We start from the raw sequence: 23,746 nt of genomic DNA, 5'->3' as shown, positions 1-23,746 counted from the left end.
AAGGTGGCGGGCATGCGGGACGACGACCGCAGCGACAGGCGCGCGGAAGAGTTCGCCACCGGATCACCCCGCCCGGTTGTAGTGAGAATTCGTGTCGAGGCAGGTCTCCTGGCTGACGGTGTGCCTGTCGCGAGACTGGCGTTGGCTGCGCCTTTCCGCGAACCCGTTGGACAGGTTTGCAGTGGCGTGGCAGCGAACATCACCGTTCACAGTTGCGGGGGCAGCCGCGGCATCGACCGCGTTCCCTTCTTAGCTCCGGCAAACGCCGAAGAACCTCGAATGCGCAAGGCTACGCATGGTGTGGGGGCGGGTCAATGTCTTGTGGCGCCCGTACCGGCCCCTTCGCGGGCAAGCCTCGCTCCTACAGAGAAATGCGATCCCCTGTAGGAGCGAGGCTTGCCCGCGAAGAATCCACCTCGGTTCCGAGTTGAGAACCCTTGCCAATTGACGCCCAACCCCCGCCCATGCTCTCCTACACACCTTGTTACGGGTGCCCTTCACAGGGTGAAACGGGAAACCGGTGATTCATGTGCTTTACTCAAAGCCATGTCAGTCCGGTGCTGCCCCCGCAACGGTAAGCGAGCGAAGCGTCAGATCCACTGTGCCAGCAGTTCGGCATGGGAAGGTGACGCTTGCAGGTTTCGGCTGACGCCAAAGCCCCTCGTGAGCCCGGAGACCGGCCCGCAACACAAAGTGACGATTACGTTCACTGAATAACAAACCCGCGGTGGGCGGGCGCTGTTTGAATCTCTGCGAGCCCGATTCGCAGGGGTCTTCCATGCGCTCTATTCACCCGCTGACAGACCAGAGGGAAGCGCCATGTCGATCATCAGCAGCACCGGCCACACATCCACCAGCACCACCACGACCACCCTGGCTCAACGCCTGACCGCCGCCGTCTGCGCGTCGATCCTAGGCGCGTGCCTGGTGTATTTCGCCGGTTTCTCGCACATCGAAGCGGTGCACAACGCTGCGCACGATACCCGTCACAGCTCCGCCTTCCCGTGCCATTGAGACCTGTCGACATGATCAAGCGTATTGCGCAAACCGCAGGTTTCACAGGGCTGCTGGCCGCCCTGTTGCTGACTCTGCTGCAAAGCTTCTGGGTCGCTCCGCTGATTCTGCAGGCCGAGACTTACGAAAAATCCGAGCCGGCCGCTGTTGAAGTTCATGAACACGCCGCCGGTACCGCCGCTCACACCCACGATGCAGAAGCCTGGGAGCCGGAAGACGGCTGGCAGCGCGTGCTGTCGACGACTGGCGGCAACCTGGTAGTGGCTGTCGGTTTCGCCCTGATGCTCGCGGGCCTCTACACGCTGCGCTCGCCGACCAAAACCTCGCAGGGCTTGCTCTGGGGCCTGGCCGGTTACGCGACGTTTGTACTGGCACCGACCCTCGGCCTGCCGCCGGAACTGCCGGGCACGGCAGCAGCTGACCTGGCACAACGGCAAATCTGGTGGATCGGAACTGCAGCGTCCACCGCCGTTGGCATCGCGCTGATCGCTTTCAGCCGCCACTGGCTGATGAAGATCCTGGGCGTGGCGATTCTCGCCGTCCCTCACGTGATCGGTGCACCACAACCGGAAGTGCACTCGATGCTCGCGCCGCAAGCCCTGGAAACGCAATTCAAAATCGCTTCGCAGCTGACCAACCTCGGATTCTGGCTGGCCCTGGGCCTGATCAGCGCCTGGTTGTTCCGCCGCAAAAGCGATGGTCAATACCACGCATGAGCGACACCAGCACAGCGCCGACGTTAGTGGTCGGCCTGGGCTGCCAGCGCGGCTGCCCCGTCAGCACGCTTCGGGCGTTACTCGATCAGGCATTACAGGCGCATCAAATCGGACTTCAGCAGATCACGGCGTTGGCCAGCATCGACCAGAAGCGCGACGAACCGGGCCTGATCGAGCTTGCCGCACAACTCGAATTGCCGCTGACGTACTTCAGCAGTGAAGAACTGGCCGGTTATCAACCGCAACTCAGCCACCGTTCGGAAATCGCTTTTGAGCGCACCGGCTGCTACGGCGTAGCAGAAAGCGCCGCCCTCGCCCTTGCAGAACAACTGGCCCAGGCGCCGGCAAAACTGCTGATTTCCCGACAAAAATATGCCCAGGCGACCCTGGCATTGGCCTGCGCTGCGTAAAATCCCCGATAATCCTCGCCTTCGATCATGAGCAATCTTCATCTGAAGCCTTGCCCAGCCCCTTTTTTGACAGGAAACGACGATGACCGTCTATTTCATTGGCGCAGGTCCCGGCGACCCGGAACTGATCACCGTCAAAGGGCAGCGGCTGATTCGCAGCTGCCCGGTAATCATCTACGCCGGCTCATTGGTGCCCGCCGCCGTACTGGAAGGCCACAACGCCGAACAGGTGGTCAACAGCGCCGAACTGCATCTGGAACAGATCATCGAGCTGATCAAAACCGCCCATGCCAACGGCCAGGATGTGGCGCGGGTGCATTCCGGCGATCCGAGCCTGTATGGCGCGATTGGCGAGCAGATTCGTTACCTGCGCGAACTCGATATTGCGTTTGAAATCATTCCCGGTGTTACCGCGACGGCGGCGTGTGCAGCGCTGTTGGGTGCGGAGCTGACGCTGCCGGACGTGTCACAGAGCGTGATCCTGACCCGCTACGCCGACAAGACCGCGATGCCGGCCGGTGAAGAGCTGGGCAGCCTGGCGCAGCATGGGGCGACCATGGCCATTCATTTGGGGGTGAATCACCTGGAGAAAATCCTGGTGGAATTGCTGCCGCATTACGGCGCGGATTGTCCGATTGCGGTGATTCACCGGGCGACCTGGCCGGATCAGGATTGGGTGGTGGGGACGATTGCGGATATTGCCGGGAAGGTTGAGGCGAAGGGGTTTCGGCGCACGGCGTTGATTCTGGTGGGTCGGGTGTTGGGCAGTGATCACTTTAGTGAGTCGTCGCTGTATCGCGCCGGGCATGCACATTTGTATCGGCCATAGGCCCCCATCGTCGGAGCGCCGCCCGGAGCCGGCTCGCTCCCACAGGGGATTTGTGTCCGCCACAGATCTAATGTGGGAGTGAGCCGGCTCCGGGCGGCGTTCCGACGATGGGGCCAATGAATTTCACCCATAAAAAAACGGCGCTCACGGGGCGCCGTTTTTCATGTCGCAGCGAACACCTTAGTAGTAGGCGTTTTCTTTCTGCGTGTGGTCAGTCACGTCACGAACACCCTTGAGCTCGGGAATGCGCTCGAGCAAGGTGCGCTCGATGCCTTCACGCAGGGTGACGTCTGCCTGGCCGCAGCCCTGGCAACCGCCGCCGAACTTCAACACGGCGATGCCGTCATCGACCACATCGATCAGGCTGACCTGACCGCCGTGGCTTGCGAGCCCCGGGTTGATCTCGGTTTGCAGGTAGTAGTTGATGCGCTCGTTGATCGGGCTGTCGGCGTTGACCATCGGGACTTTGGCGTTAGGCGCCTTGATGGTCAGCTGGCCGCCCATGCGGTCGGTGGCGTAGTCGACAACCGCATCGTCCAGGAAAGCTTCGCTGAACGAGTCGATGTAAGCAGTGAAGCTTTTCAGCCCCAGCGCAGTGTCTTCGGGTTTTTCTTCGCCCGGCTTGCAATAAGCAATGCAGGTTTCGGCGTACTGGGTGCCAGGCTGGGTGATGAAGACGCGGATGCCGATGCCCGGGGTGTTCTGCTTGGAGAGCAGATCAGCCAGGTAATCGTGGGCGGCGTCGGTAATGGTAATAGCGGTCATGGAAACTCCTCGCAGGCTTGGGCGCAGTTTACGCCAATCATCGCGCCGCACAAAGTCCTAGTATTTTTGTCGGGAAAGCGCCAGCGCGCCAGGGCCCGGTGATTCGCCGTCAATCCGGGCTTTAAGCCACCAATAGCTGCATTTCGCCACCCATTCAAAATTTGCCCACAACCTCAAACCAATGGTCACGGCGCACACGGCGGGCACTCCACCCCCTGTAGGAGCCGGCTTGCTGGCGATGGCGGCGTCACATTCAACATCAATGTGATTTCAAGGACGCTATCGCCAGCAAGCCGGCTCCTACAGGGGGGCGGCGCCCATAGAGACCGGCACCGGCCCGCTGTCAAAAGATCAAAGATTCTCGTAGCGGTTCATGTCCAGCACGCCCTCTTCCACCGGGTCGGTTTCGTGGACGTACCGGCTCAGGTCATGGAAGTAGAACCAGAATTGCGGGTGACTGCGGCGATTCCCCCAGCGTTCGACGATTTTCTCGAAGCGATTGGCATCCTTGGCGTTTTCCATCGCCTCGACAAAGGCTGGTACCTGATCGGCGGGAATGTTGAACATGAAGTTCGGATAGCTGCTGAGCACACCCGGAAAGATCGTGAGCGTGTCGAGCCCCGGCTGATAACGCAGCGACTCACCGAGCAGGAATGCGACGTTGCTGTGTGCGCGGTTGCGCAACAGGCTATAAACCTCGCGGTTGCCGCTCGCGGCTTCGATACGCAACATCGTCGCTTCCGGCAGTTGATCAATAACCTTCAGCCCGGCGGCGGGCCGTGAGGTCAGGCGACTCAAGGCCTGCTCGGCGCTCTGCAAATCCGGGTCGATGTTCGGCCGCGAGCAATAGGCCCCGTCGCAGCGGTTGATCGGATCGGGCTTGGCATTGAGCTCACCGTAACGGGCCAGCAGTTGCATGGAAAAGTCGCGTTTCGGGTCTTTTTCGTCGAGGTTCAGTGCCGTCGGCTTGTCGTTGTCGATGGCCTCGTAATCCAGCCACATCTTGAATTTACCGCTGCTCTGGTACCAGTCGTCGAGATAGTCGTCGCGTGAATCGGCGGGCATCAGGCGCAGGAAATTCTGCTCGGCGCCATTCCGGATCAGGTCGAAATACAGGCGCGTCTGCGCTTGATGGGAAACGTTGCCGTACACGTCAAAGTTGACCGCCAACTGATAATAGGTGCGCTCCAGCAACGGGAAATCGAACAGCCACATCGTTTGCGGCACATCGCCGATCAGGCCCTTGTTCACCGAAGCGCTGTCGAAATGCCGGAAGATGGTCAGCAGCGCGTTGTCGTTGCCGGCCCACAAAGTCGACCAGCTCGGCGCGGGCGCGTCGGCGTAGTTGTCGCGGCGCAGCACTTCATACTCGTTACGTTTGTCGCGATAGTCATGCCACAGGCTCAGCACGCTGCCGACATCGTCGTTCTGCCCCGGCATGGCCAACAACGGCGTGGCCTGGCCGCGGTAGATCGGGTCGATGATGTAGAGATCATGTTCCGGCGCCTGGAACAGCGCCCAGAAGTTATCGCGAATCACATCCGTGGCGATCTGCCCACGGCACACCGGCCCGCGGATAAACGTGCGCACGAAGTATTCGGCGTTATCGAGCATGAACTGATAGCGCGCCTGTGCGGGGATCGCCTCGAACGTGGCAAACGGATTGGCCCGGCGTTCCGGACCGTAGCCCGGCAAGGCATTGGCCTGCCAGTTGCCGTTGTAGAACAGGCTTTTGACCCGCGCCATCTTCGCCGCGCTCAGCGGGTAGGTGATGTGGGTCTTCTGCACGATCACGCCCTGCACCGGCCACAACCGGTAATACACCTGCGTGCCCGGATCGTCATTCGGGCGGCGGGTGTTGATCAGGTCAATCGGCTGGCCGGTCGGCGTGCGCGAACGCACCCACTGGAAGAAATGCCCCGGCTCACCGTCCTTGAAGTAAATGTGGGCAAGGAACCAGTGCTCGAACAACCAGCGCCCCACCAGACTCTGCCGGGCGCCCGGCGAGTTGAGCAGGTTTTCCCACTGCACCACCTGCAAGGCTTCTTTCGCCGAAGGCACCAGGCCTTGTTCATCGATCGGCGCACCCGAGGCCAGCCAGCGTTGCAGCGTCTGGTACTGCTGATCGGTCAGGCCGGTGACCGCCAGCGGCATGCCTTCCTTCGGATGAGCGCCCGCGTAACCGTCGAACTCGGCCGGCATCGCGCACATGTTTTCACGATTGAGGCCCAGGACGATGTCTTCCGGCAATTTGGCATTGGGCGTCAGCGGCGTTTTGTGCCCCAGTTCCAGCATCCGCGCCATCAACGCGGCCTGGCTGCCCTGGGCGTCAAGTACCGGATAGAAGCCTTTTTGCTGCCAGGCGTGCTTGCCGAAGGCGTCATAAAACAACCGGGTCGGCGCGGCCGCCTGGCTGCGGTCGCCGTCGTAAACCGGGACTTTCGACGCACCGCGCGCCGCGCCTTCGCCGCTGCCCAGGTTGAGCTGACAGGCGGCGTCATTGCAGGCATGGCAGGCCACGCACTTTTCGGTGAAGATCGGTTGGATGTCGCGGGTGTAGGAAATGGCAGCGGAAGGCGCCAGGCCCTGCGCCACGGCGCCCCAGCTTAAAAACAGCAGTACGCTGCTGATGACGACGCGATACGACATGTCCCTGTTCCCGATCCTTGAAAAAACGCAGCGATTCTACCGGGACAGCGCGCCGACCAACATGAGCGATATTCATGCAATTCCCCGACATGCTCTAAAACCGCACAGGTTTGCTATGATTCCGCCCCTTCGTCATGGTCTTTCCGAGTAGTCCCAATGTCCGATCGCAGTGTTCGCCTTCAAGCCCTCAAGCACGCCCTCAAAGAGCGCATTCTGATTCTCGATGGCGGCATGGGCACGATGATCCAGAGCTACAAGCTCGAGGAACAGGATTACCGTGGCAAACGCTTTGCCGACTGGCCAAGCGATGTCAAAGGCAACAACGACCTGTTGGTGCTGACGCGCCCGGACGTGATCGGTGGCATCGAAAAAGCCTACCTGGATGCCGGCGCTGACATTCTGGAAACCAACACCTTCAACGCCACGCGGATTTCCATGGCCGACTACGGCATGGAAGAACTGGCCTACGAACTGAACGTAGAAGGCGCTCGCCTGGCCCGCAAGATTGCCGATGCGAAGACCCTCGAGAACCCGGACAAGCCGCGCTTCGTCGCCGGCGTGCTCGGCCCGACCAGCCGCACCTGCTCGCTGTCCCCGGACGTGAACAACCCCGGCTATCGCAACGTGACCTTCGATGAACTGGTGGAAAACTACACCGAGGCCACCAAAGGCCTGATCGAAGGCGGCGCCGACCTGATCCTGATCGAAACCATTTTCGATACTCTGAACGCCAAAGCCGCAATCTTCGCCGTGCAAGGCGTGTTCGAAGAGTTGGGCATTGAGCTGCCGATCATGATTTCCGGCACCATCACCGACGCCTCCGGCCGTACCCTTTCCGGCCAGACTACCGAAGCGTTCTGGAACTCCGTGGCCCACGCCAAACCGATTTCGGTCGGCCTGAACTGCGCCCTCGGCGCCAGCGAACTGCGCCCGTACCTGGAAGAGCTGTCGAACAAGGCCGGCACCCACGTTTCGGCGCACCCGAACGCCGGCCTGCCGAACGAATTCGGCGAGTACGACGAACTGCCGTCGCAAACCGCCAAGGTCATCGAAGAATTCGCCCAAAGCGGCTTCCTCAACATCGTCGGCGGTTGCTGCGGCACCACGCCGGGCCATATCGAAGCCATCGCCAAAGCCGTGGCCGGTTATGCACCGCGTGAAATCCCGGACATTCCCAAGGCTTGCCGCCTCTCCGGCCTGGAGCCGTTCACCATCGATCGCAGCTCGTTGTTCGTCAACGTCGGCGAGCGCACCAACATCACCGGCTCGGCCAAATTCGCCCGCCTGATCCGTGAAGACAACTACACCGAAGCCCTGGAAGTCGCCCTGCAGCAGGTCGAAGCCGGCGCCCAGGTGATCGATATCAACATGGACGAAGGGATGCTCGATTCGAAGAAGGCCATGGTGACCTTCCTCAATCTGATTGCCGGCGAACCGGACATCTCCCGCGTACCGATCATGATCGACTCCTCGAAGTGGGAAGTGATCGAAGCCGGCCTGAAATGCATCCAGGGCAAGGGCATCGTCAACTCGATCAGCATGAAAGAAGGCGTCGAGCAGTTCATCCATCACGCCAAGCTGTGCAAGCGCTATGGCGCTGCAGTCGTCGTGATGGCCTTCGACGAAGCCGGTCAGGCCGACACCGAAGCGCGCAAGAAAGAAATCTGCAAACGCTCCTATGACATTCTGGTCAACGAAGTCGGCTTCCCGCCGGAAGACATCATCTTCGACCCGAACATCTTTGCCGTGGCCACCGGTATTGAAGAACACAACAACTACGCTGTGGACTTCATCAACGCCTGCGCCTACATCCGTGACGAACTGCCGTACGCCCTGACTTCGGGCGGCGTGTCGAACGTGTCGTTCTCGTTCCGTGGCAACAACCCGGTACGTGAGGCGATTCACTCGGTGTTCCTGCTGTACGCGATCCGCAACGGCCTGACCATGGGTATCGTCAACGCCGGCCAACTGGAGATCTACGACCAGATCCCGGTGGAATTGCGCGACGCCGTCGAAGACGTGATCCTCAACCGCACCCCGGAAGGCACCGACGCCCTCCTCGCCATCGCCGACAAGTACAAGGGCGACGGCAGCGTCAAGGAAGCCGAGACCGAAGAGTGGCGCGGCTGGGAGGTCAACAAGCGCCTGGAGCACGCACTGGTCAAGGGCATCACCACGCACATCGTCGAAGACACCGAAGAATCGCGCCAGTCGTTCGCCCGCCCGATCGAAGTGATCGAAGGCCCGCTGATGTCCGGCATGAACATCGTCGGCGACCTGTTCGGCGCCGGCAAAATGTTCCTGCCGCAGGTGGTGAAATCCGCTCGCGTAATGAAGCAGGCCGTAGCCCACTTGATCCCGTTCATCGAACTGGAAAAAGGTGACAAGCCGGAAGCCAAGGGCAAGATCCTGATGGCAACGGTGAAAGGCGACGTGCATGACATCGGCAAGAACATCGTCGGCGTGGTGCTCGGCTGCAACGGCTACGACATCGTCGACCTCGGCGTGATGGTGCCGGCCGAGAAGATCCTGCAAGTGGCCAAGGAGCAGAAGTGCGACATCATCGGTCTGTCCGGCCTGATCACGCCGTCGCTGGATGAAATGGTCCACGTCGCCCGCGAAATGCAGCGCCAGGACTTCCACCTGCCGTTGATGATCGGCGGCGCGACCACCTCCAAGGCACACACGGCGGTGAAGATCGAGCCGAAGTACAGCAACGACGCGGTGATCTACGTGACCGACGCCTCCCGCGCCGTGGGCGTGGCGACGCAGTTGCTGTCCAAGGAATTGAAAGCCGGTTTCGTCGAGAAGACCCGTCTGGAATACATCGACGTTCGCGAACGTACTGCCAACCGCAGCGCCCGCACCGAACGCCTGAGCTATCCGGCGGCCATCGCCAAGAAGCCGCAGTTCGACTGGAGCACCTACGCGCCGGTCAAACCGACGTTCACCGGCTCCAAAGTGCTGGACAACATCGACCTGAAAGTCCTGGCCGAATACATCGACTGGACGCCGTTCTTCATCTCCTGGGACCTGGCCGGCAAGTTCCCGCGCATCCTCACGGATGAAGTGGTCGGTGAAGCCGCCACCGCGCTGTACGCCGATGCCCAGGAAATGCTCGCCAAGCTGATCGACGAGAAACTGATCAGCGCCCGCGCAGTGTTCGGCTTCTGGCCAGCCAACCAGGTGCGTGACGACGACATCGAAGTCTACGGCGATGACGGCAAGCCATTGGCCAAGCTGCATCACCTGCGTCAGCAGATCATCAAGACCGACGGCAAGCCGAACTTCTCCCTGGCCGACTTCGTTGCACCGAAGGACAGCGAAATCACCGACTACGTGGGAGGTTTCATCACCACCGCCGGCATCGGTGCCGAAGAAGTGGCCAAGGCGTATCAGGACGCAGGCGACGATTACAACTCGATCATGGTCAAGGCCCTGGCCGACCGTCTGGCCGAGGCCTGTGCCGAATGGCTGCACCAGCAGGTTCGCAAGGATTACTGGGGTTATGCCAAGGACGAGACGCTGGACAACGAGGCGCTGATCAAAGAGCAATACACCGGCATCCGCCCTGCTCCGGGCTACCCGGCGTGCCCCGATCACACCGAGAAGGCCGCGCTGTTTGCGCTGCTCGACCCCGAAGCCGCCGAAATGCGCGCCGGCCGCAGCGGCGTGTTCCTCACCGAACACTACGCGATGTTCCCGGCGGCGGCGGTCAGCGGCTGGTACTTCGCTCACCCGCAGGCGCAGTACTTCGCAGTGGGCAAGATCGACAAGGATCAGGTGCAGAGCTACACCTCGCGTAAAGGTCAGGAATTGAGCGTGACCGAACGCTGGTTGGCGCCGAACCTGGGTTACGACAACTAACCACTCTTCGCGCTGAGCATCGCCTCTGTAGGAGCGAGGCTTGCCCGCGAAGAACGATGACGCGGTTTTCCTGTAGGACTGCGGTGGCTTCTTCGCGGGCAAGCCTCGCTCCTACAGGATCCGGTTGGAATGTCTATGCTTACGATTCACACACAAGTGACGAGGGGTTTATGGACGATCCAGTCGACAACAAGCCGCCTACTTTCTGGCAAATGCTGCACAGCGTGATGGCGGCAGCTTTTGGTGTGCAAAGCGGAAAGAACCGTGCGCGGGATTTCACCCACGGCAAGCCGAGTCATTTCGTGATTCTGGGGATTCTGTTCACGGCGGTGTTTGCATTGACGCTCTACGGCATCGTGCAACTGGTGATCATGCTGGCCGGGGTTTAGCGCATCAGGGTTTGCAAGCTGAACGGATAGCGATAGGACACAGGCCGGCCCTTGGCCGACATTCGGCGGAAGTTCACGCCGTAGTCCGGCGACTCACCCATGGCCAGCATTCGCCTGGCGGTTGCCCTGTCGACCAGTTGCAGCAGCGGGATCTGGCGGTCACGGCCGCCGTACTGGCTGATGTCCACGCCCCGATCAAGGTCATGCACCTGCACCAGCGCCCAACCGCCCAAAGTGAAATGCCCGCCCAACAATACACTCAACTTTCCATCGACCTTCGCCTGCAACGCGGCCGTCGAGGTGTTGACCGCGCTGAACAATGCGTCCTTTCCGGGCACACCGCCCGCCTCCGAGTACGCCTGCATGGCGCCAAACGCCATTTCGTCATTGGCTGACCACACCAGCGAGACCTTCGGGTAGCGCCGAAACAGCAACTTTGCCTGTTCATACGCTCGTTCGCGGGTCCAACCGCTGTAAACCAGTTGCCGTAAACGCACTTGCGGGTGCTCGGCCAGCGCTCGCATCATGCCTTGCTCACGCAGTTGCGCCGACGGCGTGATCTTCAGGCCGGAGAACGCCAGCAATTCGATCACCTGACCAGGCGCCACGGGCGGATGCTGGCGAATCAGCTCCTTGGCCATCAGGTAACCGCCCTCCTCGTCGTTGGGCACCAGGCTGCCCAGTCGATCAGGGCGTTCACCCAGCAGGCTCATTTGGTTGGCCGTCAGCGACGCGTTGACCATAAACAGTTTCACGCCGCTGCCTTGCGCCAGGCGCAACACTTGCGGGGCAATGTACTGTTCGTTGGCGAAAATCAGATAGTCCGGACGATCGGGACCTTGCAGTGCACGGCGCGCTTGCGCCAGCGTGAGTTCCGGCATGCGCCGGGAATAGAGAATCCGCAGGTCGATACCCAGGTCCGTGGCGGCCGCTTGCATGAATTGCGAATAGCTGACCCAGAAGGCTTCGTCAGTTTCCCCGGGATTCAGGAACAACACCGATTCCGCTCGCGCAGCAGGGCCGTAAACCGTGCCGAGCAGCAACAGAAAGGTGTAGAAAAACTTCAACATGGATCGTCCGAGCCCCCGGAAATTCGCCGCGCATTATAGCCAGCGAACACCCGTAAAACGGCGTTTATTACAGTTTTTGTCCGACAATTGTCGGGACCGGGCCCGGACGGGGTCGGTTATTGATGGCTGACCCAGAATACCGCTGTCCCCACGACCAGAATGATCAGAAACAGAATGGCCCAGGCATCGACCGTACTGTCAGGCTTTGAAGCTTTGGTAGGGTTGCTCATTGCATCGCCTCTTGTCGGTTTTATCGGTGATTGCATAAAGACTCGACCACAGTTAAGACGATGATTGCCCACACCACAAATACGGGTTTAGTAGTAACGATTCTCGTTAGTCGATTTGGTTCTTTACATATACTCAAACATCACTTTTGCGCATAACTCCAAACTGGTATCTTGCCCCGGCTCCGTTGGGAGTGCGCGGCCGTGCGCGCAGAATTGCCGAGGCAGTATCGGAGACTTTCCAGGCGAAAAACGCAACTGGATCCGACCGGCCCAAGCCTGAGAACAGGACTTATATGTACGTATACGACGAGTACGATCAGCGGATCATCGAGGACCGCGTCAAGCAGTTCCGTGATCAGACCCGACGCTATCTGGCAGGCGAGCTGAGCGAAGAAGAATTCCGCCCTCTGCGTCTGCAAAACGGGCTTTACATCCAACGCTTCGCGCCGATGTTGCGAGTGGCGGTGCCTTACGGCCAGCTGACTTCGCGCCAGACGCGAATGATGGCGAAGATTGCCCGCGACTATGACAAGGGCTACGCCCACATCAGCACCCGCCAGAACGTGCAGTTCAACTGGCCGGCGCTGGAAGACATCCCGGACATCCTTGCCGAACTGGCGACCGTGCAGATGCACGCGATCCAGACCAGCGGCAACTGCCTGCGCAACGTCACCACCGACCAGTTCGCCGGTGTCGCTGCCGACGAGCTGATCGATCCGCGCCCATGGTGTGAGATCGTCCGCCAGTGGACTACGTTCCACCCGGAATTCGCTTACCTGCCGCGCAAGTTCAAGATCGCCATCAACGGTTCGACTTCCGACCGTGCGGCCATCGAAGTCCACGACATCGGCCTTGAGCCGGTGCACAACGCCGCTGGCGAACTGGGTTTCCGTGTGCTGGTCGGTGGCGGCCTCGGTCGTACGCCGGTAGTCGGGGCGTTCATCAATGAATTCCTGCCGTGGCAAGACCTGTTGAGCTACCTCGACGCCATCCTGCGCGTGTACAACCGCTATGGCCGTCGTGACAACAAGTACAAGGCGCGGATCAAGATTCTGGTCAAGGCCCTGACGCCTGAAGTCTTCGCGCAAAAAGTCGACGCGGAAATGGAACACCTTCGCGGTGGCCAGACCACGCTGACCGAAGCCGAAGTGCATCGCGTCGCCAAACACTTCGTCGACCCGGACTACAAGGCGCTGGACAACCAGACCGCCGAGCTGGCCGAGCTCGACAAGCAACACCCGGGCTTCGCCCGCTGGCGTACCCGCAACACCCTGGCGCACAAAAAACCGGGCTATGTTGCCGTGACCCTGTCCCTGAAGCCGACCGGCGTTGCGCCGGGCGACATCACCGACAAGCAGCTCGATGCCGTGGCCGACCTGGCCGATCTCTACAGCTTCGGTCAACTGCGTACGTCCCACGAGCAGAACATCATTCTGGCCGACGTCGAACAGTCCCAACTGTTCGCCATGTGGGGCGAATTGCGCGAGCAAGGTTTCGCCACGCCGAACATCGGTTTGCTGACCGACATCATCTGCTGCCCTGGCGGCGATTTCTGCTCGTTGGCCAACGCCAAGTCGATCCCGATCGCCGAATCGATCCAGCGCCGTTTCGACGACCTGGACTACCTGTTCGACATCGGTGAACTGGACCTGAACATCTCCGGTTGCATGAACGCCTGTGGTCACCACCACGTCGGCCACATCGGTATTCTCGGGGTGGACAAGAAAGGCGAAGAGTTCTACCAGGTATCCCTCGGCGGCAGCGCCAGCCGTGATGCGAGCCTGGGCAAGATCCTCGGCCCGTCCTTTGCCCAGGACGCCATGCCAGACGTGATCGAGAAACTGATCGACGTGTACATCGAACAACGTACCGAAGACGAGCGTTTCATCGACACCTATCAGCGTATTGGCATCGACCTCTTCAAGGAACGCGTCTATGCAGCGAATAATTAAGAACAACGAAGTCGTCGACGAAACCTGGCACTTGCTGCCCAAGGATTTCAACATCGACGAGATCACCAACTGCGACGACTACATCGTCCCGTTGCAGCTGTGGCGCGAACACAGCCGCATGCTCCTGGCCCGCGACGGCGGCCTGGGCGTGTGGCTGGATGCCGACGAAGAAGCTGAAGAAATCGGTGAAGACGTGGCGAGTTTCCAGGTCATCGCCTTGAACTTCCCGGCCTTCACCGATGGCCGCAACTACTCCAACGCCCGCCTCCTGCGTGACCGTTACGGTTTCAAAGGCGAACTGCGGGCGATTGGCGATGTGCTGCGCGACCAGTTGTTCTACATGCATCGCTGCGGTTTCGATGCGTTTGCAGTGCGCGCCGATAAAGACCCGTACGAAGCCCTGGAAGGTCTCAAGGACTTCTCGGTGACCTATCAGGCCGCCACCGACGAACCGCTGCCGCTGTTCCGTCGCCGCTGACCACATAAAGCCCTGACCCCATGGGGTCAGGGCTTTATCAGCTCCGCCAATCTGTTATCGTTCGATCGGAATCGGTTGCCCCAAGGCCACCCAGTCCCGGTATAGCTGCGCACGGTTTTCCAGTGCCGCGAAAACCGCAAGAGGGTTATCGAAAGCGCCCTCCGGCATCGATACATCTCGCGCCAACCGCCCCCACAATTCTTCCGAAGCGTCTGCTTCCGTCAACATCCGCCATACCCGTGCCTGAAGGTCCAGATAATTGACCTGGAAATCCGGGGTGAGCGTCAATGTGTTCATGGTCCCTAAAAACCGGCCTCCTCTTGGCTTAAGCGCCAGTCGCTGCCAGATTTGCAGCCGGGCATCTCGCAGCCCTGCTTCAGTCCCGTTCAGCCAGGCCGCCGGATTCCCATAGTCAGCCCCCGCCGCACTCAACCACAAGTTGATCCCCGTTTGTTCTCGATGCGTAATCAGACGCCGCAACGTGTCTTCGTCGGTCAACGGATTGTTCCACAGCAGCACTCGATCCCTGGCGATGGCCTGGTTCAGCACCGCCTGGGGGACCCGCGTGATCTGGTTATCGCGCAGATCAAGGGTCGTCAGGTACGGCTCATGCTTGATCCCGACCGGGCATCGACTTATTCCGGTATTCCTCAGATTGAGCCGGCGCAGGTTATTCAAGCCGAGCACCATCGGCGGTACGCCCAACGGGTTGTCGCTCAGGTCGAGGCTTTGCAGACTGGTCAGATCGGTCAGTTGTGAAGCGGCGCGCTCACTGAATACCAGTTGGGTGGCACGCAGATTGAGTGTGGACAGGTGTCTTAACCCGCAAAGGGAAGGAGGCAAGGCGCACCCCTCGTGGCCGTCCTCGTGGAAATGACGCAAGTCGACGTTTTCCAGATTCAACGTCTCAAGATTCGGGAAGCTTTCGAGAAAGCCGTTCAAACTGTCCTCCTCGGTCAGATGGAAGCCTTGCATCGACAATTCGACCACATCGTCCAACCGGACATTCAGGGCAGGCAATCGGTGATAGTTCTCGAAGTTAAGATCGAGCCTGACACCGCGCAGTTGCTCGCCTGAGTACAGGCGATTTAGCGGTGGCCCGCGTTTTTGCCAAATGGCGACAAGCTCTACGGCAAGCTCAGTCCTGATCGCTCGCTCCTCATTCAAGCCCGTTTGCAGGACATGCGCATTGTGCACGGCGATTTGTGCATGGCTCATACCCGCAGCGGCTTCGTCGCCCATGGCCAGCAAGGGAAGTTCGATGTCGGCAATGTCTAGCGCGGCTTGATCGACCCAGTCAATCAACTCGGTGTTGAGCTGGTGCAACTGCAGATTCAGCCCGTCGATGTGCGCCTGCACGGATACACCCGCGCGCTGTATGACCTGATCCGCGTCCGCGTCGGTGAAGTTCGGGTAAATGTCCCTGATCTGTAACCGGGTGGCCTGCAGTTTCATGGCGTCACCCTGAGGCGTCGTCGGGTACCCCCCACCGCGCAGCCCCTGCCGCTCGAAGGTCAACCCGGAGTCGAGCCTTTGCAAGCCAAGCAGGGTTTCGGTTCGGGACAATGCATGATCGCTGAGGCTGAGCCGCAACTCGCTGGCTGGTTCCAGCGACGTGAGTTGCAACACTGAGCGCTCTTCCTCCGACAGCACGCCGAGGATCGCGTCGTAGAAATCCGTTTGCCGGCCTTGCCGCAGGTAACGGTTTCCCACCTTGATGACATTTCGGGAGTGCGGGGTATCGAGAGGACCGCAACGGTCAAGCACCCGGCCAGTGGACGAACCGTCGAGGACCTCGATCCGCAAATCCTGAGGCCAGCCGGGCAGGTTTTTCAGGGAGTGCAACGCCAGCCTGTCCGAATCGACGTTCACCACCGAGCGCAGATAAAAGCCTTCATAGGCACGATTGAGCCGCACATGCTGTTGGTACTGCCGTGCCTTGCTGTCCAGACGTGCGAAAACCTGCCTGGCCTCGGCCATCTCAGGCGTCCGTTGGATATCCACACCATAGCGGTCGAGCATTTGTTCGATTGCGCTGGTTGGCAGGTCCGGGTACTGCTCCTGGAACAACCGGACCCATTCAAGCTCTGAACGTTGCAGTTCAGCGTAACGTTGGCCGAATAGCACTGGGTCCCCGGCCGGCCCTAGATCCTGATCGATCCTGAAGCGATTGATGGTGTCAGCCAACAAGGGCGTCGGCGAGCGGCCAGTCTGGATCAACCGCAGCATGTCGTCGTCAATCGTGCTGACCTTGCCGATTTGCGCCAGCACTTCATCGCTGAACGACGCCACAGAGGGGCCAATTGCGCGAATGAGTTCGACGCGGGTCGCCGGCACCACGTTCGAAGGGCCTGGCGCTGGAGCAACGGCCACTTCCGGCACGGGCCTTGCGCCTTCCTCTGCTGAATCGACGATGACTGCGTCACCTTTTTGCGCCACCTCCGCGACGATCGGCAAGGCATTGAGCAAGCCAAAAACGGTGCGCGTCACGCCCTCTGACCGTTCGCTGGATGTCTTAGCGTTGACCACCTGATCAATGCCGTAGCCCGCATCGATAAGACCGGCCAGCGCCAGTATTCCCTCGCCTCCCGGAACGAACAACGCCAAGGGCCCGAACCGGTTCACCCACTGCACAAGCGGCTCAACGACCGCGCTTAGATTGTCACGATTGACCTGGGCATCGTCACGGATGCTTTTGATGCTGGCCCGGGCGGCCTGCTTCATCGTCAGCACGCACTGGGCAAACGGGTCGGTGTCAGATGCCGGATCGTCGTAGCCAATGTACTCGTCCGGGTCCCAGTAGCCGTCGTTGTTGAAAAAACCGGCATTGTTCGTCAGCCAATGTTTTGCCGGATACAACGCCATGCCATCCAGCGCCGTCAGAACACCGGCATGAAACGTACCGTCTTCGCGGTCATCTTCAGCAAAGTGGGCGGCCAATGCCTGCCTGGTCTCACTCACCCGGCCTTGAGTGGCAATCCATTGGTGCAGTTGAACGGCATCGGCGAATTCGTGCAGCGGAGAAGAATTGCCGGGAATGTACAACAGCACTCTGGGGCTTGCGGTGTCGCGAAAGGCCCAGATATCGGTTGCGGTATAACGGTAGAGCTTTAGCCGGCCGATCCTGACCGAGGAAGGCGCGTGAGTCGGTGCTTGCAGTTGCCCGATGGTCAGTGTTTCCCATGGCTGATCGGGCGGTAAACCCGCCGCTCGCATCGCCAGTTCCAGGCCTTTTGGCGACAGCCGTTGTTCGTGAAACTGCAACCAGGCGGCCATGACGAACGCCGCTTTGACCGACGTCCTCAGCGCGTAAGGTTCGGCTGCAACAAGCACATCATCGGCTGGCCAGGCTTGACCGAGATACCCTTCGTACAAGTCCTTCAGTTCCAGTTCCCAGACCCATTTCTTGTAATCGGCAGGTCTCAGGTTGATCTGCGTTGAAGGCCCGTAAACTTGCGGTGTGGTTTGGCGATAGATGCCTTCATACGTCTGGTGATTGCCGCTGCCGTGGTCGGCGAACTCATCGACGTTTTTCACAATGCGTACGGCAGGCCCGATATCCGGCGGCGTGTACAGACCGAATGCCGTTTCAGCGAAACGCCCGTCACCCACGGTCTGGTAGTTGGTCAGCAGCGTTTGCAGCAACGAACGGGAACTCGCCACTTGCCCTTGCTCAATACCATCAATGGCAGGATGGCCCTTGTAGTTGTAATCAAGCGTAACCAGCAAGGCTGTCTGCGGATCAATCCCCTGCCCCCATTTCTCCTTGATCAGGTGTTCACCAAACTGGCCGGGGGTCTGGGGCAGCGCGATATCCAGCGCGGCTTTCAGTTCGTCGCGCATTCGTGCAGAGGGCGCTGGATGCGGGCCGGCAGCGTTGTTATGAGGGAGCTCTTTCATGGTGCATTCCATTGCAATCATTTCAGGAACACCACCCTACCGAACCCGGGCTGCCGAAAAAGCCGGACCGATTGACAGTGACGATAGGAAATTTCGCTGCATGCGCACGGAAAGCGCGGCCTTGCGAGAGGCAAAAAAAACCGTGGAGGCTATCCACGGTTTCATTTTTCAGGCGACGGTGTTTTGAAAAATCACCAGAAGCGTTGCTGGGTCAACCGACTCCACCAGCTCAGCAATACGCGGTCGACCGAACCGCTGGCCGCCATGCCGATGCGTTCTTGCAGGCTTTTGCGTTCGGCGTAGTGCAGGTGATAAAGCTCCGATTTCTTCGCGCGCTCGGCGAGGTATTCATCGCTGGTCTTGAGCTCGTCCACCAGTTGCTTGTCCAGCGCCGCGATGCCGAGCCAGATTTCGCCGGTCGCCACTTCGTCGATGGCCAGTTGCGGGCGATAGCGGGAAACGAAGTTCTTGAACAGCTGGTGAGTGATGTCCAGGTCTTCCTGGAACTTCTCACGGCCCTTCTCGGTATTTTCGCCAAACACGGTGAGGGTGCGTTTGTACTCGCCGGCGGTCAGGACTTCAAAGTCGATGTCGTGCTTTTTCAGCAGGCGATTGACGTTGGGCAACTGCGCCACCACGCCGATCGAGCCAAGAATCGCGAACGGCGCGCTGATGATCTTCTCGCCGATGCACGCCATCATGTAACCGCCACTGGCCGCGACCTTGTCGATACACACGGTCAAAGGCACACCCGCATCACGGATGCGCGCCAGTTGCGAGGATGCCAGGCCGTAGCTGTGAACCATGCCGCCACCGCTTTCCAGACGCAGCACCACTTCATCCTTTGGCGTGGCCAGGGTCAGCAGTGCGGTGATCTCGTGACGCAGGCTTTCAGTGGCCGATGCCTTGATGTCACCGTCGAAATCCAGCACGAACACCCGCGGTTTTGCTTCGGGTTTCTTCTTTTGCTTTTTCTCGGATTTAGCCTCGACCTTGCGCAAGGCCTTGAGCTGGTCCTTGTCGAGCAAGGTCTGCTCCAGGCGTTCGCGCAGCCCTTTGTAGAAATCATTGAGTTTGCTGACTTGCAACTGGCCGGCCGACTTGCGTCGACCTTTGCTGCGCAATGCCGCGAAACTGGCCAGGACCACCAGAATGGCGATCACCAGTGTCACGGTTTTAGCCAGGAAACTGGCGTACTCGGACAGAAAATCCACAGTCACTCCTTCAATACAATGCGCTGCATAAACGCGCGCGGGATACCATCAGCATACCCATGCGCCGGCTCGGCGGCCAGCCGTGAAACCTCTGGCAACAGGCCTGTAACGGGCATTTCAAACAAGCGTATGTTTTTTCATTGACAGCTCACCGCCATCCTCATAACCTCGCCGAACCTTCAACGTACCGGGATGACGCGGACGTGGGCACTATCTATTTGATTCGACATGGCCAGGCCTCCTTTGGTGCAGACGACTATGACGTCCTGTCGCCGACCGGTATTCGCCAGGCAGAAGTCCTCGGCCGGCACCTCGCCGAACTGGGTATCAGCTTCGACCGCTGCCTCTCGGGCGACCTGCGCCGTCAGCAGCATACGGCCAACAGCGCGCTGGAACAGTTCGCGGCCGTGGGCCTGCCGGTGCCGACCGTGGAAATCGATTCCGCGTTCAACGAATTCGACGCCGACGCGGTCATCCGCGCGCTGTTGCCGGCCATGCTCGACGATGAGCCCGAAGCGCTGGACATCCTGCGCAACGCTGCGCAAAACCGCGCCGAGTTCCAGCGTATTTTCGCGCTGATCATCGAGCGCTGGCTGGCCGGTACGTATGACACGCCGGGCCTGGAAAGCTGGCTGGGCTTTGTCGAACGGGTGCAGGCCGGCCTGCATCGCATCCTCGAAAGCGCCGACAACACCCAGAAAATCGCCGTGTTCACCTCCGGCGGCACCATCACTGCCCTGCTCCACCTCATTACGCAAATGCCCGCCAGGCAGGCCTTTGAACTGAACTGGCAAATCGTCAACACCTCGCTCAACCAACTGAAATTCCGTGGTCGCGAGGTGGCACTGGCTTCTTTCAACAGTCATGCGCACCTGCAACTGTTGAAAGCACCGGAACTCATCACGTTTCGCTGAGTCCGGACTATTGTGACCCTGGCTGTAATCACCCAGCTCTAATTACCCAAGAAAGGATCGAACCATGACCTCCGTAGCTGATGCCGTACAAGCAATGAAAGCCAAGTTCAACCCAGCCGCTGCTGCAGGCCTGGACCTGGTTTTCGGTTTCCGCATCGACGACACCAAGAACTTCTCGCTGATCGTCAAGAACAGCACCTGCGAACTGCAAGAAGGCGAAAACCCGGACGCCCAGGTCACTCTGGTGATGGACGGCGAAACCCTGGAAGGCATCGTTGACGGTTCGACCGACGGCATGCAAGCGTTCATGGGCGGCAAACTGCGCGCTGAAGGCGACATGATGCTGGCCATGAAACTGTCCGAGCTGTTCCCAAGCTAAGACGGCGGCTCCCGCGCTCGGGAGCCTCTCTGGTTGCATACGAATCCCGCCCCTTGTGGCGGGATTCGTCGTTTTTCACCTTTGGAAAACGGCTGTCGGTGAATTTGCGGTCTATATTCCTTCTGGCCGCATGCGTCAGACATCGGCTGTTCTGTCCCCTTTTTCTTCTATGAAAGAACCGAGCGGAGAACACTGCATGAGCCCACCTGACGAGCACGACGGTTTCAACCGTCGACGTGTACTGCAAGGCCTTACGGCAGGTGCCGTCGGCGCCTGGATCAGCCCGCTAATCGCAGGGAGTAAAACCATGCCAGATGCCCCGGCCGACCTCATTCTGTACAACGGACGCCTGCACACCGTCGATCGCAAGAAACCCCAGGCCAGTGCCGTCGCGATCAAGGACGGACGCTTCGTGGTGGTCGGCAGCGACGCTCAGGCCATGGCCCTGCAAGGTCCCGGCACGCAAATTATTGATCTGCACGGTCGCACGGTGATTCCCGGCCTCAATGACTCGCACCTGCACTTGATCCGTGGCGGCTTGAATTACAACCTTGAGTTACGCTGGGAAGGCGTGCCGTCCTTGGTCGATGCCTTGCGGATGCTCAAGGATCAGGCCGACCGTACACCCACGCCGCAATGGGTACGGGTGGTCGGCGGCTGGAACGAATTCCAGTTCGCCGAAAAGCGCCTGCCGACGATTGATGAACTGAACAAAGCCGCGCCGGATACGCCGGTGTTCGTGCTGCACCTCTACGACCGCGCCCTGCTCAACCGCGCCGCGTTGAAAGTGGTCGGCTACACCCGCGACACACCGAACCCGCCGGGCGGTGAAATCCAGCGAGATGCCAACGGCGACCCGACCGGCATGTTGATCGCGCGCCCTAACGCGATGATTCTGTATTCGACCCTGGCCAAGGGTCCGAAACTACCGCTGGAGTACCAGGTCAACTCGACCCGACAATTCATGCGCGAACTCAATCGCCTCGGCGTCACCAGCGCCATCGACGCCGGCGGTGGTTATCAGAATTATCCGGACGACTATCAGGTGATCCAGCAACTGGCCAAAGACCAACAGCTGACGGTGCGGATCGCCTATAACCTGTTCACGCAGAAACCCAAGGAAGAGCTGACTGACTTCAAAAACTGGACCGGCACGTCGCATTACGGCCAGGGCGACGATTTCCTGCGGCACAACGGTGCCGGGGAAATGCTGGTGTTTTCGGCGGCGGATTTCGAAGACTTCCTGGAACCACGCCCGGACCTGCCGCAAACCATGGAGCAGGAACTGGAGCCAGTGGTCCGGCATCTGGTGGAGCAGCGTTGGCCATTCCGCCTGCACGCCACGTACAACGAATCCATCAGCCGCATGCTCGACGTGTTCGAGAAGGTCAATCGCGACATCCCGTTCGACGGTTTGCCATGGTTTTTCGACCACGCCGAAACCATCACCCCGCAGAACATCGAGCGCGTCAAAGCCTTGGGCGGCGGCATTGCGATTCAGGACCGCATGGCCTTTCAAGGCGAGTACTTCGTCGACCGCTACGGCGCCAAGGCTGCCGAACACACACCACCCATCGCGCGTATGCTCGCCGAAGGTGTACCGGTCGGTGCCGGCACCGACGCCACGCGGGTGTCGAGCTACAACCCCTGGACTTCGATGTATTGGCTGGTCAGCGGCCGAACCGTCGGTGGTCTGACGTTGTATCCGCAAGGCTTGAGCCGCGACACGGCGCTGGAATTGTTCACCCACGGCAGCGCCTGGTTCTCTTCCGAGCAGGGCAAGAAAGGCCAGATCAAGGTCGGGCAACTGGCAGACCTGATTGCGCTGTCGGCGGACTATTTCCACATCGAGGATGAAGCGGTCAAATGGATCGAGTCGGTGCTGACGATTGTCGACGGCAAGATTGTCTATGGCACCGCCGAGTTCGAGAAACTCGGGCCGCCGCCTGTACCGGTGGTGCCGGAGTGGTCACCGGTGGTGAACGTGCCGGGCCATTGGAAACCGTTGGCGCCGATGACGGCGCAGGTTCATCAGTGTGTCGGGGCTTGCGCCGTGCATGCCCATAGCCATGAGCGAGCGCGGTTGTCTTCGGCGCCGGTTAGTGATTTTCAGGGATTTTGGGGGGCGTTTGGTTGTTCGTGTTTTGCGTTTTGATTTGAACGGCGAAAGCCTGGCCTGAGATTGACGTTGCTCTCACGGGGCTCACCCTGGACCCTGTAGGAGCTGGCTTGCCAGCGATGGCTGCGTGTCAGGCGACGAATTTTTTTTGCTGGTGTACATATCCATTACTGGGGTGACGGCGGCTATTGGTTCCGCTTTTACAGCGGGTTACTTGGAAAAGCGCCAAGTAACCAAGCGCCCGCGCCCCTGACGTACGGTGCCTCGCTAAAGCTCGGCATACCCTCGCTCCGGTCCTGCTCCGTGGGCCCGCCGCCATCGGCCATCCATGGCCGGGGGCGGCTAACCCGGCATCCATGCCGGGTTGCCCACTGCGCAGAACCTGCGCTCGGCCTTCCGACGGGGCAGATCAAGATCAAAAACCAAAGCCAAAGCGAGGCGGCCTGCCAGCCGACCTGGTTCTTTGCTCGTACGCATTCCCCTGTAGGAGCCGGCTTGCTGGCGATGGCGTACGTTCAGTCAATAAATATGTTGGATGACCCACCGCTATCGTCGGAACGCCGCCCGCAGCAAGCCGGCTCCTACAGTTGATCGTATTTATCCAAATACATATGCATTTCCTTTGTAGGAGCCAGCTTGCTGGCGATGGACGCCAACGATAACGCGGGGTGTCTGAATGAACGCGTTGTCCGGTCGTTTTTCGCGGGCAAGCCTCGCTCCTACAGGGAATCGTGTGCGCTTTTGCTTTTCACCACTCATCAGGCCGAGCGTTAGCTCGCCTTCCGCTTTTGATCTGAGCGCCCCCTCGAGAGGCCGAGTGGAGGTTCTGCGCAGTGGGCAACCCGGCATGG

17 protein-coding genes and 2 riboswitches are annotated in these 23,746 nt (G+C 60.0%); of the genes, 12 read left to right on the top strand and 5 right to left on the bottom strand.

Annotated elements, in window-relative coordinates; genetic code table 11:
- Positions 1–81 precede the first annotated feature (81 nt).
- Positions 82–293: riboswitch (cobalamin riboswitch) on the bottom strand.
- 178 nt (positions 294–471) lie between these two features.
- Positions 472–699, top strand: a riboswitch (cobalamin riboswitch).
- Positions 700–819: 120 nt separating this feature from the next.
- From K5R88_RS03900 to cobM, 4 genes are all read left to right on the top strand, one after another.
- The gene (locus K5R88_RS03900) at positions 820–1,014 is read left to right on the top strand and encodes a CbtB domain-containing protein (RefSeq protein WP_008040066.1); all 195 of its coding nucleotides are present in this window, start codon (positions 820–822) and stop codon (positions 1,012–1,014) included.
- Positions 1,015–1,025: 11 nt separating this feature from the next.
- A complete protein-coding gene (locus tag K5R88_RS03895) occupies positions 1,026–1,730 on the top strand; it encodes a CbtA family protein (protein ID WP_223450474.1) in 705 nt (234 codons plus the stop codon).
- A complete protein-coding gene (locus K5R88_RS03890) occupies positions 1,727–2,140 on the top strand; it encodes a cobalamin biosynthesis protein (RefSeq protein ID WP_226299234.1) in 414 nt (137 codons plus the stop codon). The genes K5R88_RS03895 and K5R88_RS03890 overlap by 4 nt, the downstream gene beginning before the upstream one ends.
- An 82-nt stretch (positions 2,141–2,222) precedes the next feature.
- A complete protein-coding gene (gene cobM, locus K5R88_RS03885) occupies positions 2,223–2,969 on the top strand; it encodes a precorrin-4 C(11)-methyltransferase (protein ID WP_008035806.1) in 747 nt (248 codons plus the stop codon).
- A 180-nt stretch (positions 2,970–3,149) separates the two neighbouring features.
- On the opposite strand, the gene nfuA is transcribed toward cobM, so the two are convergent.
- Positions 3,150–3,734 (bottom strand): Fe-S biogenesis protein NfuA, encoded by a 585-nt coding sequence (gene nfuA / locus K5R88_RS03880; protein ID WP_008035804.1) that lies wholly within the window; start codon positions 3,732–3,734, stop codon positions 3,150–3,152.
- A gap of 351 nt (positions 3,735–4,085) precedes the next feature.
- The gene (locus K5R88_RS03875) at positions 4,086–6,383 is read right to left on the bottom strand and encodes a fatty acid cis/trans isomerase (RefSeq protein WP_226299233.1); all 2,298 of its coding nucleotides are present in this window, start codon (positions 6,381–6,383) and stop codon (positions 4,086–4,088) included.
- A 156-nt stretch (positions 6,384–6,539) separates the two neighbouring features.
- Here K5R88_RS03875 and metH point away from each other — a divergent pair, with 156 nt between their 5' ends.
- Together metH and K5R88_RS03865 are read left to right on the top strand one after the other, a co-directional pair.
- The gene (gene metH / locus K5R88_RS03870; RefSeq protein WP_008040076.1) at positions 6,540–10,250 is read left to right on the top strand and encodes a methionine synthase; all 3,711 of its coding nucleotides are present in this window, start codon (positions 6,540–6,542) and stop codon (positions 10,248–10,250) included.
- 170 nt (positions 10,251–10,420) lie between these two features.
- Positions 10,421–10,639 carry a DUF2970 domain-containing protein gene (locus K5R88_RS03865; RefSeq protein WP_008035799.1) on the top strand — a complete coding sequence of 73 codons (219 nt, stop codon included), beginning with the start codon at positions 10,421–10,423 and terminating at the stop codon, positions 10,637–10,639.
- Here K5R88_RS03865 and K5R88_RS03860 read toward each other — a convergent pair.
- Positions 10,636–11,709 (bottom strand): ABC transporter substrate-binding protein, encoded by a 1,074-nt coding sequence (locus K5R88_RS03860; protein ID WP_226299232.1) that lies wholly within the window; start codon positions 11,707–11,709, stop codon positions 10,636–10,638. The genes K5R88_RS03865 and K5R88_RS03860 overlap by 4 nt on opposite strands.
- Before the next feature lie 523 nt (positions 11,710–12,232).
- Here K5R88_RS03860 and K5R88_RS03855 point away from each other — a divergent pair.
- Together K5R88_RS03855 and K5R88_RS03850 are read left to right on the top strand one after the other, a co-directional pair.
- Complete coding sequence (locus K5R88_RS03855) at positions 12,233–13,891, top strand: nitrite/sulfite reductase (RefSeq protein WP_226299231.1); 1,659 nt, start codon at positions 12,233–12,235, stop codon at positions 13,889–13,891.
- Complete coding sequence (locus K5R88_RS03850; RefSeq protein ID WP_008035700.1) at positions 13,875–14,369, top strand: DUF934 domain-containing protein; 495 nt, start codon at positions 13,875–13,877, stop codon at positions 14,367–14,369. The genes K5R88_RS03855 and K5R88_RS03850 overlap by 17 nt, the downstream gene beginning before the upstream one ends.
- A 54-nt stretch (positions 14,370–14,423) precedes the next feature.
- Here K5R88_RS03850 and K5R88_RS03845 read toward each other — a convergent pair whose 3' ends face one another.
- The gene (locus K5R88_RS03845; RefSeq protein ID WP_226299230.1) at positions 14,424–18,269 is read right to left on the bottom strand and encodes a dermonecrotic toxin domain-containing protein; all 3,846 of its coding nucleotides are present in this window, start codon (positions 18,267–18,269) and stop codon (positions 14,424–14,426) included.
- Between K5R88_RS03845 and K5R88_RS03840 the strand changes: the two genes are divergently transcribed.
- Complete coding sequence (locus K5R88_RS03840) at positions 18,268–18,456, top strand: hypothetical protein (protein ID WP_226299229.1); 189 nt, start codon at positions 18,268–18,270, stop codon at positions 18,454–18,456. The two genes, K5R88_RS03845 and K5R88_RS03840, sit on opposite strands and share 2 nt — an antisense overlap.
- Positions 18,457–18,460: 4 nt before the next feature.
- On the opposite strand, the gene sohB is transcribed toward K5R88_RS03840, so the two are convergent.
- Complete coding sequence (sohB, locus tag K5R88_RS03835) at positions 18,461–19,483, bottom strand: protease SohB (RefSeq protein WP_008035703.1); 1,023 nt, start codon at positions 19,481–19,483, stop codon at positions 18,461–18,463.
- A gap of 203 nt (positions 19,484–19,686) precedes the next feature.
- Between sohB and K5R88_RS03830 the strand changes: the two genes are divergently transcribed.
- The 3 genes from K5R88_RS03830 (at position 19,687) to K5R88_RS03820 (ending at position 22,931) form a co-directional block, all read left to right on the top strand.
- Complete coding sequence (locus tag K5R88_RS03830; RefSeq protein ID WP_008035704.1) at positions 19,687–20,397, top strand: histidine phosphatase family protein; 711 nt, start codon at positions 19,687–19,689, stop codon at positions 20,395–20,397.
- A gap of 64 nt (positions 20,398–20,461) precedes the next feature.
- On the top strand, positions 20,462–20,776 hold the full coding sequence (locus K5R88_RS03825) for an SCP2 sterol-binding domain-containing protein (protein WP_007976511.1): 315 nt from the start codon (positions 20,462–20,464) through the stop codon (positions 20,774–20,776).
- Positions 20,777–21,083: 307 nt separating this feature from the next.
- Positions 21,084–22,931: an amidohydrolase gene (locus K5R88_RS03820; protein WP_226300233.1), complete on the top strand. Its 1,848-nt coding sequence runs from the start codon at positions 21,084–21,086 to the stop codon at positions 22,929–22,931.
- Positions 22,932–23,746 lie beyond the last annotated feature (815 nt).

The organism is Pseudomonas sp. MM213, assembly GCF_020423045.1.
Taxonomy (GTDB): domain Bacteria; phylum Pseudomonadota; class Gammaproteobacteria; order Pseudomonadales; family Pseudomonadaceae; genus Aquipseudomonas; species Aquipseudomonas migulae.
The sequence above is the reverse complement of the archived record's forward strand: the minus strand, read 5'-3'. Positions and strand labels throughout refer to the sequence as shown.